We start from the raw sequence: 15153 nt of genomic DNA on the forward strand, positions 1-15153 counted from the left end.
TATTCCGCCGGGATGGTCATGGTAAGTTTACCTCCGGTTGAGGTTGCAGATGCAATTTCAGCACCTTCGTAGTAAGCTTTGTAAAGAAAACCGTTTTCTGTGCTGTTAATGACAAATTCACCGTCGCGTCCCGGGTCAACGATTCCGGGAGTTATGGTGAGTCCTGTGGAAGGCATCACCACTGCAGAGATGGCGAAAGGGTCGGATTCCCACTGGCAACCATCTTTGTTCACCCAAAGCGTGTAGTCGTTGCCGTTGTCTGCAAGGGCAGCTTCCTTAAAAAATGTTCCGGTGTTCTGCGATTCGATGTCGGTTCCGTCTCTTCGCCACTGGTAAATAGCATTCACTTCGTCGGCAACCAGGGATATTGTTTCTCCCACACAAACATTTTGGTCACCCGTGAAGTTGGTGTTTGGAGAGTAGGTTACATTAAAATCCCGGGTTGAGGTACAGGTGATGTCGTGTTCTTCGATGTATTTTTCGATGGAGAGTGACCATTCGCCATAATTAACATTGCCGGATGTTTGTTCAACGGTACGGTCTGTCGATACTATGCTGTTGTCGAAACTCCAGGAATAACTGTCAGCCCCAAATTCTTCGGCAATAAGCTGAAGCGGATCGTTCACGCAAAGAGAAGTGTCGCCCGAGAACTGCAGGCTGGGAGCAATGGTTACGGCAAACTCTTCGATGGTCTGACTGAGGCCGTCTTCCACCATCAGGTAAATGATGGCGTGTCCCGATTCGTAAGGCACAGGCTTGATGGTAACCGTGCGGTTGCTTCCGGTTCCCTCTATTTCGATTCCGCTGTGAGGCACCACAGACGGATTGGCCGAGAAACCGGTGATGGTAAGTTCATCGGGGGCGGTGTCGTCGTCGCCTACGGTAAAGTTTAGGGGCTGGGTTTCGCTATTGGTACAGAGTACCTGGTCCTCAATTTCTGTAATGGTAGGGGCAGAGTTGATGATGCAGTAAACGGCTTCCTGATTGTTGCTCCAAAGTGTGCCATCATAGGCTTCCCAGGTAAAAGGTGTTTTTCCAATCCAATCGGTGGGGGGTGTATAGGTGAGGTTGGTAAGGTTATTTCGTGATACAGTAAGGGGTAAAGAGATGGAGGTTCCATCGTAACGGAGCTCTCCGATTTCCGGCAGTGAGGTGATTCTGATGGATTGGAACTGTGTACCTGCAGGATGCGAAAATTTGGGGTCAAAATCTGCTGATTCAAATACGAGGTCATTGTTTTTTGGGCCCTCTTTGTAAACGTCGCCCACCCAGGGAGCTTCTCCGTTGAGGCATTTGGTGTCACTTTGTGCCACCTCAAAAACGATGTCGTTGTACCCCAAATCAATGGCGTTGAACCAGGTGTTGAGGGTATTTACCTCACCGTTATGAGGAACGTTTTGCCTGTCATCTCCATCGTAAATCCAGGTTCTTGGAGTGTTTTGACCTATTTTGAGTTGTTTTTGGCTGGTTGCATCCATCCTGCCAAGCCCTTCAACGTCTCCCCATGTTGTAATCTGACTATCATCCCAGTAAATGGTGGTGTTTAGACGGTTGAATGGACGGATGGATGAGGTAGTGATACCATCCATTTGTTCCACATCATACATGGGGAAATGGGCAGGTCCCCGTCCGAAGAAAGTTGCTGATGCAGAGTATTCTCCATCTGCTACTTCTGCTCCACCATCGGTTTTGAAATCCCAGAGTACATAGTTGAGACCTTTTTTTAGCTCCCGGTAGATTACCCGGTCGCTGCCTTCTGCCGAATACTCTCCGTCTTTATCCAGGTCGAGCATGATGGCGGTGTAGCCGTCGATGTTAGTTTCAATGCTAAAGAAGGTGATGTCTTCGTGCGGGCAGGCATCGTTGTTTTTCTCCAAAAGCAATGTGCCTCTGTCAATATCGTTGTATGCAGGGTACCGATTATACTGGTAATCCATATAAAGCTGGTCCTCAGCTTTTACCTGTACCGTGGGAGGCGCCAGTCGGGTGTTGGGCCACACGCTGCGGTCGGGGTCGTTCAGAAAAACTTTATACTCGGCGAGATTCTCTCCACTTACCTGGTCACCCTCCATACTTTGTACTCTCTTGATGTAGTTTTCCTCCGAATAGGGAGTGATGCCAAATTTGTTGGCCACAAAAACGAAGGAATAGGGATACATCCGGAAGTTGACCTTGTTGATGAATTCATCCGAAGTGAAGACGTAAAAGTTGGCGTTTACAGGGTATTGATTAAAACTGGTATTGGTAAGCTGCCAGCCGTAAGACCACAATCGACCGGCCGATTTGTTGGGTTCACCGGGATTGGTTATGATGTTGTTTTCGCTGTTGGTGACGGTTACATCGAAGTATTCGAGGGCGAAACGGTTTCTTTGCCAGTCATGAGTTTGAAATTCAATATAGTAGTTTCCTGTTTTGTTCGCCGTAAACGAGAGAGGTTCGTAACCATTACTTATTTCAGTGCCATTTAGCATTGTTCCGTTTGGCCCATTAATTGCTTCAGCGTAACTATCAATGAAGCCTGTTTGATATTGTCTTGGGAACCATGAATGAACGAAAGCGTTATCACCATCCGGATCTGTAATTCTAAATGACACTTTAGTTGGATCAGTAAGTACATTTCCTCCATAATTGTCATAAACCATCTTCATCCCGAAAAACATCTTTTCACCTGCATTGAGGTAAATGTTGATGCGTTCGTATTCATTGGCATTGAATAGTCCGAAATTATTGCCATCAAAAGCATTAAATTCAATAAAAAGCCGGTCATTGGAATTTGGCATCAACTGCTTGGTGCCTTCCTGGGCAAAGGTCGCGGTAAATGTTGTCAGGAAAATGATTAGGAGTAGAAGTTTTTTCATAGTATGTGGTCTTTAGGGTATGGTGTCAAATTAGGGGTTATGCTACCGAGGATAATTTTCTATTGCGGGAAAAAAATTTCATTTTCAGCGGAGGAAAAAATGAGATTGTTTCATCGCAAGTGAAGCGAAGCAATCTTTTCTTAAAAAAATAAGTCTCAATGTTTAATAAGGAGAATCGTTGAAAAACGTGAAGTCTCTCAGTTGTTTGAAGTTTTTGGGCCCTTTTCATAATATTGTCGTTTTAATAAAAACTCTTCAGAGTATGACAATTCAATGCACTTACCGGTAAAATACCGGAGTACGCATTTATGGCCCTTAAAAATTATAAAGTCAAAAAAGTGAAACCGAAGTAATAACTGTCTGAAAGGTTCGGTTTTTCCGAAGTCCGGTCACTCATATCATTTGAACGTCAAAGATAAAAAATATGTTACCGGGTTTTAGGTGTAATGTGTCTGGCTTTCAGAAAAATATGGCGAATGTCTCGTTCTTGTGGATAAGCGGAACAATGGAGAGGATGAAAGTGATATGGTTTATCGTGTCGGCTTATCACACATGTGGGTACCAATTTAAAGTTTGTTCATTTTGAAAAGATATGTTTAATCACAAAAGCCATACGACACCTTCAGCGTCGGTATCTTATATTTTGCGGACTACTATAAACATACGAGCCCTTCAGGCTCCGATTCTATCAAATATAAAAGCATGGTTCTGAAGTGAGTTAAGTGTTTGTAAGTGTGGCTATTACATGGGGGGGGTCACCGACAAAGGCTCATTCCAAATGTGGGTGTCTATTTTAAATTTTGTTCATTTTGAAAAGAAATATCTAATCACTAAAGCATACGACACTTTCAGCGTTGGTATCTTATACTTTGCGGGCTACTATAAACATAAGAGCCCTTCAGGCTCCGATTCGTTCAATTATAGAAGTGTGATCTTCGATGGGTTTCTTATTGCCAATGGATTTGCTTAGATTCTATCAATTATAGAAGTATGACCCCGAAGTGGGTCAAATGTTTATAGATGTTAAAATGTTTACATGAAAATTGACCCCCAGTGCGGGTCGTACCAGTTATATGTATTTGTTTGTTTTTCTCATGTTTTTTCCATTATTATCTTTTTTAAGTATCACGGATTCCAGAGGTCAATCATCCATCTTTCAGAAACTTTGTTTTCAATTAGGAAAGCAGAAAGGTTAAACCAGTTTTTGCATTGAAAAAGGATTTGAGAGTCAGATGAGATGACAATTCCGTCGGCTTGTGCAATTTTGCTGTCGGTCTGGTCTTCAAGTGAGGTGCTCCACCTAATGCCCGCTTTTCGACCGATTTCAGCGACCAGATTTGCAAGCCTGCCACTGTTGCTTACCGGTCTGTCGAAAATCCAAAAAACCTGAGACGGTTGATAAATCTTAAAAAAGTCAGCCACCAATTCAATGGCCTGGGGTGTTTCATTGATTTTTCGATAGGATCCATGCAGCCCGGAGATATCACGGATTAGCGAGTCTCTGCCTTTGAATAACGGGGCTCCGCTAAGGGCAGATTCCAGAATAATCAGCAGGTTGAAACCATCAATAATAACAATTTGGTTCTTGATGGAGTCGGGCTGTTTAATTTCTTTTTGTCTGATTGGTTCAGCCAGACTGTGCGGTTGATTACATCGGTCAAGGGCTTTTCTTTGTCTTTCCTGTAGTTTAAATTTATCGCCCACCAACTTAAGAGAAGCTTTGGCAGAATAGTCCTTGTCCAGTAACCAGCAGTAATCTTTTGCAGCGTTTTTCAGGATAATAACCTGTTCCGAAGAAAAAAGGTGGTGGTCTTTTGGTCCTGGTCCCCGGTGTTTTCGTTTGTCGTGAGACATGAGAAAAATGCGTTGAATTTGATACAACAGTTCGTTAAAAAAAGTCTAAACGCAAAGGCGCAAAGTTTTTATTATCAGAGAATTGTGATAAATGTTGCGCATTGTGCAAATTGCTCACTAACAGGCATTTAATCCCGAAGCTTCGGGATAACGGAGTATTGTGATACAATTTAGCATAAAATAGTGGATTTATTATACGATTGATTTATGTTATTGGAGATGAGGAATTATTGAATGGTGATAACCTTTTATGTAGTGATTAATGTTGATGGACATATAGTTCGTCTTTGACCAACTCTTCCCCGTTTGCATTGTAAGAAAGTGTCAGAAAGTTAAAAAGTTGTGCCAAGAAGTGCATTGCTGGCGAGTTTTTAAGTTGTTATTTTTGGAAATTAACTATTGTCTTTTAAGAGAAAATTATTATTGAAAAAAGACAAATGTGATTAAAGTTTGTCTAGAAGTTTTTTTGACCAGTCCGTTTTACTGTCGGCGTGTTGATTTTTTATTAAGGTATTTCAAAAGAGCAGGAGGCTTTCTGTGCTGTTTCCGCTGAAAAGGTGATTCCAGGTTCGCAATAAAGAAAGTGAAAGACTTGTAGGGCTTAGGTTGTTGAGGTTGCTCTTATGAATACCTTTTTATTAATTTTAAAGGATATCTGATTTATATTCTTATTTTTAATCTGATTTTCGATTTAAATTCTATTTTGATATGCATTACCACCGTAAATTAGATATCATACTTATCTCCTTTACACTTCTTTTTTTTTCCTTATTTTTTTCCTCGTGTCAATCATCGGTGGAGACCAATAAAATTGATCGCTTTGCCCTGGTTAATCGTCACAACATTGTGGTTGAAGAGTTTGACCTGATGACACCATTGTCGGTTGGCAACGGTAATTTTGCTTTTACCGCCGATATTACAGGGCTTCAGACTTTTTATCAGGAATATGAGAATGGAATTCCTTTGGGAACCATGTCCAACTGGGGGTGGCATACCATCCCTAACAAAAAATATGCTGGAACAGATTTTCCCCATCATATACAATCTTTACCTCATTTCAGGAGTATTGCCAATGCTCCCGAGTATCAAAGAAAAGAGACTTATAGTTATCATGAAGTAGAGGGACGGGAGGTTCCTTACGAGGACCAGATTGAGTCGTCGCCCCGCGCTATGGAAGCGGCAGATTATTTTCGTTCCAATCCTCATCGTCTTCACCTGGGCATTATTCGCTTGAAAATATTTAAGTCCAATGGTGAAGAAATTCTGATTGATGATGTGAAAGGCCCGAAACAGCAGCTCAATTTATGGCGGGGCGGGATTCGCAGTGAGTTTGAAATAGAAGGGCAATCTGTCACCGTCAGACTTTTTGTTCATCAGGAAAAAGATTTAATCTCAGCCAAAATAGAATCTCCGCTGATAGAGTCTCAACAGCTATCTGTTGAATGGCTTTTCCCTTACGGGGCGCCGGTTCATACAGGTCCCGGGTATGATTTAAGTAAGCCTGATAAGCATAATTCATTGTTGCAGGCCAACGAGGACGGACATGCTACAATCAGGCGTATTCTCGATAAAGATGAATACTTTGCCGATATCAACTGGAAAGGAAAGGCCCTCTTTGAGCAAACTGCTGCGCACCGCTTTCTGTTGACGCCGAAACCAGGCCAGTCGGCATTGGAATTTAGCTGCTTATTTTCAGCGTCTGAAGAGGATGTCGATATTCCGGGGTTTGCAGAAACAGAAAAAAATAATGAAAAAGAATGGAAGAAATTCTGGACATCAGGCGGAGCTGTTGATTTTTCAGAATGTACCGATCCCAGAGCGGAGGAATTGGAGCGACGTACCGTCTTGTCTCAATATCTGACAAAGATAAACGGTTCAGGGAATCTTCCGCCACAGGAAACGGGCCTTGTCTTTAATAGTTGGTTTGGAAAGTTTCATCTGGAAATGATTTGGTGGCATAGTGCTCACTACTACAACTGGCAAAGGTCTGATTATGTTGAAGGTCAACTGGGGTTTTACAGTGATATTTACCGGACTGCCGTTGATTTTACCAGATTACAGGGGTACAAAGGGGTGCGATGGCCCAAGATGACAGGGCCTGATGGGTTAAACAGCCCTTCCTCCATCGGTTCTTACCTGATTTGGCAGCAACCACATTTGATTTATCTTGCCGAACAGCAGTATCAGGCCAAATCCAACTGAAGAGACACTTAATAAATATGATTATCTGGTCTTTGCTACTGCTGATTTCATGGCCGACTTTGCCGTTTATGATGAGGTTTCAGATACTTACCACCTTGAACCTCCGTTGATTCCGGCTCAGGAACATTGGGATCGTGAAACCACAGAAAATCCTCCTTTCGAGTTGGCCTACTGGCATTGGGGCTTGTCGATAGCCCAAAAATGGAAGGAACGCTTACAGGAGGGGCCCGATGAAAAGTGGGAAGAAGTTCGGACTAAAATAAAAGCTCCGGTATCAATGGATAGTGTGTATCTGGGAATTGGAAATGCGCCTGATTCATATTCAGATCCGGAGAATATGCGGGATCATCCAATGGCATTGGGAACATACGGAATGCTGCCTCTTTGGGAAAAGGTGGATACTGCAATTATGCGGAATACCCTGGATTTAATAATGAAGAACTGGAATTGGGAACATACCTGGGGATGGGATTATTCAATGGTGGCCATGTGCGCTACAAGACTGAATGAGCCCGAGATAGCTCTTGAAGCTCTGTTAATGGATGTTCAAAAAAACACTTATCTGAACAACGGACACAATTATCAGGATGATCGTTTGAAAATTTACCTTCCCGGAAACGGAGGTTTTCTAAAAACCATTGCTTTGATGTGTGCCGGATGGGAAGGATGTGAAATAAAGAACCCGGGATTTCCCAGTGATGGAACATGGGATGTAAAATGGGAGAATCTGAATCCTGACTTTTAGATTTTGGAAATTGTAGAAAATAAATTTAATACCAATGAAAAAATATCTTGTAATTTTTACAGTCTTGCTGTTGGCTTACTCCTGCCAACCGCCCAGGCATGGTCAAACCTTCTTAAATGAGGATGGGAACCTGTCAATTCAACTTGAGTTCGAAAACCTTTCAAATCCTCTCATTATTTCAGGTGATCAGGGGGCTTTTTATTTCGAAACAAAAAATGGACGGAACTGGATTAACGAACTTCCAGACCAGCAAACCTGGACGGATTCTTCCTATTTGGCAAAATGGAATCTTGAGGAGGCTGAAGTTCAACTGTTGGTCGAAGTCAACGCTGATTCTTACCATCTTTCTATGAACTCGGATGCTGAAGAGGACATTTTGAAGTGGGGCCTGGGCCTAAATGCTTCTGATGATGAGTATTTTACCGGGCTGTTTGAACGAACCGTGGATGGAAATCAGACCGAATCGTGGAAAGAAGGAATTCAGACAGCCATGAATTTAAGGGGCGAGGCCGTGGATATGCTCATCAAGCCAACACTTTCATTGTACACTCCTTTTTACCTTTCATCCAACAATTATGGGATGTTGGTGGAAGGAACCTGGCCGGGACACTATGATTTTTGTAAAACAACTCCCAATCTGGTCAGTATAGAATTTGAAGGGCCCTCATTTTCAGCCACCTTTTATACGGCAGATAATCCGGCCGCTATTGTTCAGCAACATTCTTTGAATGCCGGGCCGGTATTGGTTCCGCCTAAATGGGTTTTTGAGCCCTGGCGATGGCGCGACAATCATGTGCATGAAGAACAGTATTACGATGGTACTTCGGTTAGCTCTCCTTACAACAGTCAGTTGGTTGAGGATATTCTGATGATGGAGGCTTATGATATTCCTTGTGGTGTTTATTGGGTCGATCGCCCCTGGGCCAAAGGGGTGTATGGATATGCTGATTTTGAATGGGACCCTGAACGTTTTCCCAATGCCGAAGGGATGATTGACTGGCTCGGGGAGAGGGATGTCAAATTTATGCTGTGGATTGCTCCCTGGGTGGTAGGTGATATGCAAAAGGTAGCCAATGAAAGGGGATATTCTATTCCAATTAAAGGGCCTGCAGGGGGTATCGACCCCGACACGGCAGCACTGATTGATTTTACCAATCCTGAAGCCTGTAAATGGTGGCAGGAGAATGGTATTGAAAAGCTCCTAAAACAGGGTGTTGCCGGGTTTAAACTTGACCGTTCGGAGGAGTTGGTTCCTGAAACGCGTGATGTTTATTTTGCTGATGGAAGAACTGCCCGTGAGGTTCGGAATGATTATCCTGTCTTATATGCCAAAACAGTAAACGAGAGTGCGCAGAAAATCCATGGTAATGATTTTGCTTTGCTTACTCGTGCCGGATATACCGGGAGTTCACAATATACCTCTTTTTGGGGTGGAGACATTGGTTCACCACAGGAAGGACTGAGAGCTGCCATCATTGCTCTTTTGCGGAGTTCAGTGATTGGCTTCCCTGTGTGGGGTTCCGATATCGGTGGGTACTGGCAGGGGGAGCTCGATCGTGAAGTTTTTGCCCGCTGGTTGGCATTTGGTGCTTTCAATCCCATAATGGAGGTTGGTCCCACTGAGGATGTGGCTCCCTGGAATATGAATTCCGAGCCCGGATATGATGAGGAGTTAATTGCCATTTGGAGACTTTATGCAAAAATTCACTCCCAATTGGCCGATTACAGCTATAACCTTGCTTTAGAGGCCAATGAAACAGGAATGCCTATGGCCAGGCCGTTGTTTTTACAATTTCCTGAGCAACAGGAGGCCTGGGACGATTGGCAAACGTTTATGTATGGTGATGATATCCTTGTTTCTGCCCTTTGGGAAAAAGGAAAGACTTCTCATCGCTTGTTTCTTCCCGAAGGGGTGAAATGGGTGGACGTGTGGAGTGTTGATAAAGAGGTATATGAAGGTGGCCGGTGGATTGAGGTGGAAACGCCATTGCATAAGATTCCGATCTTTACAAGAGAGGGGGCTGATGTGAACCTTGGAGACATTCAGCAGCTCTACAATGAATCTTTGGCAATTGCAAAAGAAAAGCCCGATTTGTCTGCGTTGGAGAAAAATGCGTTTTAAGTCCTCAGTTTGGTCTTTATTAGCATTTATTACATTTCCGGAAATTGAGTTCTCTGATAATTTCGAAGTTCGAAATTGAAATGAGGAGTGGCATTTTCCGGAAATATTTGTTTACTCCGGTAACCAGTAGCTTGTGGCAGCCCAAATGATGAAATAACTAATACAAAGACAAATTCTACGAAGGTTCCTCTTCTTTATGTTTGCTGGGCGGATACCCAAATAAGTTTTTAAACTGTTTGCTGAAATATTTCACATCGTTAAAACCGATTTTGAAAGATACTTCAGAAACGTTGTAACCCTTCGTTAAAAGCTGGGCGGCAATTTTGAGTTTAATCTGACGTACAAATTCCACCGGACTCATACCTGTGAGGCCTTTAACCTTGTTGTAGAACACTGTGCGGCTGACACATAGTTGTTCGGCCAATTCTTCAATGGAGAATTCGTTCGAGTAGTTGTCCTGGATGAAGGAGACAAGATTTTGAAGGAATTCTTCATCCTTGCTGGTTACTTTCAGCGTTTCCGGGTCAATGGTCTTGTTGTCTCTGAATTTTGCAATGATTCGCTTGCGCTGTTCTATGAGATTTAGTGCAACAGTTTTTAGTAGTTTGGTATTAAAAGGCTTGGGAAGATAGGCATCGGCACCACACTGCAGTCCCGTTATCTGATCTTCAATATCTGTTTTTGCAGTGAGCATAATAACAGGTACATGACTGGTGGCAAAGTCCTTTTTTAAGTGCTCGGTTAGTTCCATACCATCCATTCCCGGCATCATAACATCTGTAACAATGAGATCGGGATGTATCTTCTCAAGGAGCTTCAGGGCTTCTTCTCCACTAAGCGCCTTGAAAGTGTTAAAATTGGTCGTTAAGGCCTGGCAGATGTATTCCAGTATTTCAGGGTTATCTTCAATAATAAGTGCGACAGGTTTATTGGCCGATGAATCTTCTTCGCGTGAGAGTTGGCCGTTTTCCTGTGGATCAAAAGTATCCTCGGTAACGGGGTGGTAGTGAGGCGTATCTTCTTCAAGAAAATCTACGTCAGTTCTATCTGCAAGATGGTGTTTGCCAATGGGAAGGGTAATGTTAAAAGTGCTGCCGCTGCCTTCTCTGGAATCGACCGACAGTTGCCCCCCGTGCAAACGGGTTATTTCATAGGCAAGTGAGAGACCAATTCCGGTTCCCGACATTTCCTGATCACTGAGAATTGTATAGCGGGAAAAAATATCCTGAAGGCTTTTTTCCGGAATGCCTTTGCCTTCATCCGTAATGGAAATGGTTAGTTCTTTGTGGTTGGAGTGTTGAATGCTAAAGGTGACCTTCTTCCCGTGCGGGGTGAATTTTATTGCATTGCTTAGAATATTGTAAAGCACTACATCCATTTGTGTTGCATCAGCCCATATATCAGTGTCTTCCTGATCCGTATGAAATGTGAACTTCAGGCTTTTGTGATGTGCCATCGGGACAAAACTGTCAAAAACTTCACGTGAGAACTGTACGATATTAAACCGGCTCACTTTCAGTCGCATTTTATTGTTTTGGATTTTTCTGAAGTCCAGGAGCTGATTGATCAGGTGGAGCATCCGTTTCCCGTTTTTATGAACAATCCGGAGCTCATTGTATATTTCAGGAGATATCTCACGTGTTTTGCTTTTTATATCTTCCAGAGGACCGAGGATCAGGGTCAGTGGTGTCCGGATTTCGTGCGATATATTGGTGAAGAATTTGAGTTTGAGCTCATTAATTCTTTTTTCGATGGTGAGTTCGTTACGGTACCTGTTTATTTTTATAACAATCTTTCGAATTCCTGCCATAAATGCAATGAATAACAGGAAATAGCCCAGATAAGCCCAATTTGTTTTATACCACGGGGGCAGAATAGTAATTTTCAATTCGCGGGGCGTTTCGATCCAGCCTCCCATGCGGTTGGTCGATTTCACTTTAAAAATGTAATCACCGGGAGGCAGGTTGGTAAAAGTGGCTTTGTTTTGATTGCCGACCTGGTTCCAGTTGTTGTCAAAATTCTTAAGGTAATAGGCGTATTGGACAATTCCGGGATCCTGATAATCCAACGCCGAAAATTCGATGCTAAAGCTGGATTGAAAATGTTTCAGCGTCAGGTGATTGGTATAAGTGATCGTTTTTTCAAGGGGCGAATTTGGAACCAGTGTCGATACATCTTTGTTAAATGACTGGAAATTTGTCAGTTCTATTTTGGGACTGTAATTCTTAATCCTGATTTCATCACTTTTTAACGCCTCAATGCCTTTGTAACCGCCAAACAATAAGGTTCCGTTATTGCGTTTCAGACAGGTGTTTTCCATAAACATGTTGAAACTCAATCCGTTGTTGGTGTTGAAGGCTTCGATGGTCCCGGTGTTTTTGTTAATTCGGTTCAGGCCGTTTTCTGTACTTACCCAGATTTGTCCCGGCTTTCCTTCCTGCATGGCAAGCACCACATCGTTGGCTAACCCGTTACCGCTATTGAAATGTGAAAAGGAGGCCATTGAATCGGTGATGCTTTTCAGTTGATTCAGGCCACCTCCGAGGGTTCCAAACCATAAATCCCTGTCAGAATCCTCGAAAATATGAATGACATCGTTGTAACTGAGGCTTTGTTCATTCCCGGGAGTATAGAAGAAGCTTATGAAAGGGCCTTTCTTATGCTGGTCGCGCATATACAACCCAAAACCTGTCGCCACCCACATACGATCCTGAGAGTCAAAAACAATATTACGTACCATATTGCTCCCAAGGGTGCTGTTTTGGCTGTGAATGTTTTTGAAGTATCGGGTCCCGTCCGGCTTTGTTTTTACCAAACTTAATCCGTTTCCATAAGTGCCTATCCAGATTTCGTTTTCATCGTTTTCTACAATACAATAAACGTTGTTGTGGGTAAGTGATGTGGAGTCGGCCTGAATGTGTTGATAATTCTGAAACTCAACACGCGCAGGATCGGAGTATTTATTTAATGGTTGCTGGCTCACCAGTAAACCTTTACCCTTTGTGCCCAGCCATAAATAGCCTTCTGAGTCGGTTGTAATGGAATAGATGTTGGCACCTGAAACTACTTCGGCATCTGTGATAAATTCGTTGTAAACAGCTACTTGGTTGTAGAGTGAATCCAGCACATGTAAACGTCCTGCTTTAGTTCCAACCCATAGGCGTCCTTTTTTGTCTTCGTGAAGCGCCCGTGTTACATTGTCCGAAATTTCCTTTATGTCAGTTTGCGGTAATACATGTCTGAAACCCGGATTTCTTAGAATTACCCGTTCGATTCCCCCCAGATATTGTCCGGTTCCCAGCCAAAGTTGTCCGGAATGGTCATGGATGATACTTGCTACAATATTTGAGTTTATAGAATTGGGATTTTTGGGGTCATTGAGGTAAAATGTGAAATGATCCTCAGCCCTGTTGTATAGTGCAAGGCCACCTTCATGCAGACCTATCCAGAAATTGTTGTTGTTGTCTTCAAAAAACACGTGCCGCTCCAGGTCTGTAGAGTTTTCTCTGGCAGGAGGCGATAGTTTGTAATGTGTGGTCGTGTTGTTGTCCGGATTAAAACGGTCTGTCCCAAAAGTTTCGGTTGTAATCCAGATTTGGTGGTGTTTATCTTCATAAATCTTGTCAATGTTTTTTCCGGCGGTGTTGATTAGGGTCCATCTTTTTCTGGAAAAATCATATTGCATTAATCCACCATTCCGAAATCCGGCATAGATATGTCCCTTTTCCGAGAGGAAAAGTTTTGTGATATGATTGTTTATTAAAGCCGAAGTATTCTCCTGATTGATTTGGAGAAAGAGGTTGTTGTTTTTTTCTTTTATAATGATGCCATTGCTGCTTGTGCCCAGCCATATCTGGTCTTTGGTTTCGCAAAAGGCTGTGAACGAATAATCAACTAGGAAGTGCTGGAATGTCGGAGTCCCGGTTTCCATATCCTTTTTTGCTACAAAATTGATTCCCCTGTGAGTACCAATCCATAAATTACCTGTGCTGTCTCTTTTTACAAACGAAACATCATTGTTTGACAGCGCATACTGACCACGATTAAGAAAATGCGTAACCTGATAGTTGAGTTGATCGTTGTTCATTTTGAGCTGGTAAACGCCCTGATATTTCAATCCCAGCCAAATTTCATCCTTATTGTATTGTTCAAAATCGGTTATAATTAAATTGTCATCAGAAACTTCCTCCAGGTACTTGGGTAGTGTATGGATTTTTTCCAAGGCAGGGTGGAAATAATGATAATAACCGTCATGGGTCATAAACCAGATAAATCCCTGTTCGTCCTGCCAGATCTCGGTGACTCTGTTGTTGATAAGCATTCCTGAGTCGTCATCATTTCCCTTAAAAACTTTAAAATTATATCCGTCATATCGGTTCAGACCATTGTTGGTTCCCACCCAAATAAAACCATCTTTGTCGCAATGCATCGCTGATACAGTGTTTTGAGATAATCCTTCCTGTGTGCTGATGTGCTCAAACCGAAAGATCTCCTGTCCCAAAGAGGTTGATGGTGTTGAAAAATAGAGGATTAAAATGACAGTGATGAACCTGATTTTCGACATATTTTTTTCCGAGTAATTAATGGTCAGTTATAATGCTTCCTTAAGTAAAGTCTCTGCCCAATTCGTACTTCAGGGTGTTTACAAAAATGCAACATTTTTTTGGTTTTATATAATTTTATTAAGTGGGTGTCTGGTTGTTAATATTCAGAAAATAAGCGTTTTGATAAAATGACCCCGTAAAAAGTTAACAATTCAAAACACATTTTCTGATATTTTGCGCCTTACTCCCCGGTTGTTTAAGGCATATCTTGCTGAGGTGATTTTGAGTGTTGTTAACTCACAGTTTCTAAGTGAGACTCTTCATTTTGCAAAACCCACAAATGTCTAACCAAATTTTAAAAGAAATTATGAAAAAAAACAATTTTCTAAGATTGTGCTTCTTATTGTTTCTAAGTGCTGTTTTTAGTCTGGCACAGGGACAAGAAGGACATGTGGTGAGAGGTACGGTTACATCTGCTTTGGATGGAATGCCCTTACCGGGGGTAAACATTATTATTAAAGGAACAACTACCGGAACCATTACTAATGGGGATGGAATTTATGAATTGTCCCTTAACAATCCGGATGAGGCTGTTCTTGTTTTTAAATTTATCGGGTTCAACGATATGGAAGTGCCCGTTGAAAACCAAACCAGGATAAATGCTCAGTTAGAGGAAAGCATTATTGGGTTGGATGAGGTTGTAGCTGTTGGTTATGGAACCGTTAGCAAAAGAGACCTTACAGGTTCGGTTGGTAGTCTGGATGCCGATATGGTTACCGAAAAGGGAACTACCAGTCCGCTGGAATCTATCCAGGGCGCTGTTGCCGG

Annotated in this window: 7 protein-coding genes; 4 read left to right on the forward strand and 3 right to left on the reverse strand. The window is 42.5% G+C overall.

The features are described 5' to 3' along the window. A partial coding sequence (locus QZZ43_RS03065) for a hypothetical protein (protein ID WP_291856142.1) occupies positions 1–2858 on the reverse strand: 2858 nt, incomplete at its 3' end. A 1125-nt stretch (positions 2859–3983) separates the two neighbouring features. After that, entirely contained in the window at positions 3984–4712 is a 729-nt protein-coding gene (locus tag QZZ43_RS03070) for a DUF434 domain-containing protein (protein WP_291856144.1), read from the reverse strand. A gap of 708 nt (positions 4713–5420) precedes the next feature. Between QZZ43_RS03070 and QZZ43_RS03075 the strand changes: the two genes are divergently transcribed. Genes QZZ43_RS03075 through QZZ43_RS03085 form a run of 3 tightly spaced genes read left to right on the forward strand, consistent with a single transcriptional unit; the run spans position 5421 to position 9781 of the window. Further along, entirely contained in the window at positions 5421–6914 is a 1494-nt protein-coding gene (locus QZZ43_RS03075; protein ID WP_291856146.1) for a hypothetical protein, read from the forward strand. Next, entirely contained in the window at positions 6880–7659 is a 780-nt protein-coding gene (locus tag QZZ43_RS03080; protein WP_291856147.1) for a hypothetical protein, read from the forward strand. The genes QZZ43_RS03075 and QZZ43_RS03080 overlap by 35 nt, the downstream gene beginning before the upstream one ends. 34 nt (positions 7660–7693) lie before the next feature. Then, positions 7694–9781 (forward strand): TIM-barrel domain-containing protein, encoded by a 2088-nt coding sequence (locus tag QZZ43_RS03085; protein ID WP_291856149.1) that lies wholly within the window; start codon positions 7694–7696, stop codon positions 9779–9781. Between the two features lie 175 nt (positions 9782–9956). Here QZZ43_RS03085 and QZZ43_RS03090 read toward each other — a convergent pair whose 3' ends face one another. Continuing rightward, positions 9957–14345 carry a hybrid sensor histidine kinase/response regulator transcription factor gene (locus QZZ43_RS03090; protein ID WP_291856151.1) on the reverse strand — a complete coding sequence of 1463 codons (4389 nt, stop codon included), beginning with the start codon at positions 14343–14345 and terminating at the stop codon, positions 9957–9959. Between the two features lie 347 nt (positions 14346–14692). Between QZZ43_RS03090 and QZZ43_RS03095 the strand changes: the two genes are divergently transcribed. Beyond that, on the forward strand, positions 14693–15153 hold a 461-nt coding region (locus tag QZZ43_RS03095), incomplete at its 3' end, for a carboxypeptidase-like regulatory domain-containing protein (RefSeq protein ID WP_291856153.1).

This window comes from Marinilabilia sp. (assembly GCF_016278715.1).
Lineage (GTDB): Bacteria > Bacteroidota > Bacteroidia > Bacteroidales > Marinilabiliaceae > Marinilabilia.

Coding starts and splice junctions, on each gene's coding strand:
- QZZ43_RS03085 (WP_291856149.1), top strand. CDS start 7,694: ATGAAAAAATATCTTGTAATTTTTACAGTCTTGCTGTTGGCTTACTCC.
- QZZ43_RS03070 (WP_291856144.1), bottom strand. CDS start 4,712: ATGTCTCACGACAAACGAAAACACCGGGGACCAGGACCAAAAGACCAC.
- QZZ43_RS03090 (WP_291856151.1), bottom strand. CDS start 14,345: ATGTCGAAAATCAGGTTCATCACTGTCATTTTAATCCTCTATTTTTCA.
- QZZ43_RS03075 (WP_291856146.1), top strand. CDS start 5,421: ATGCATTACCACCGTAAATTAGATATCATACTTATCTCCTTTACACTT.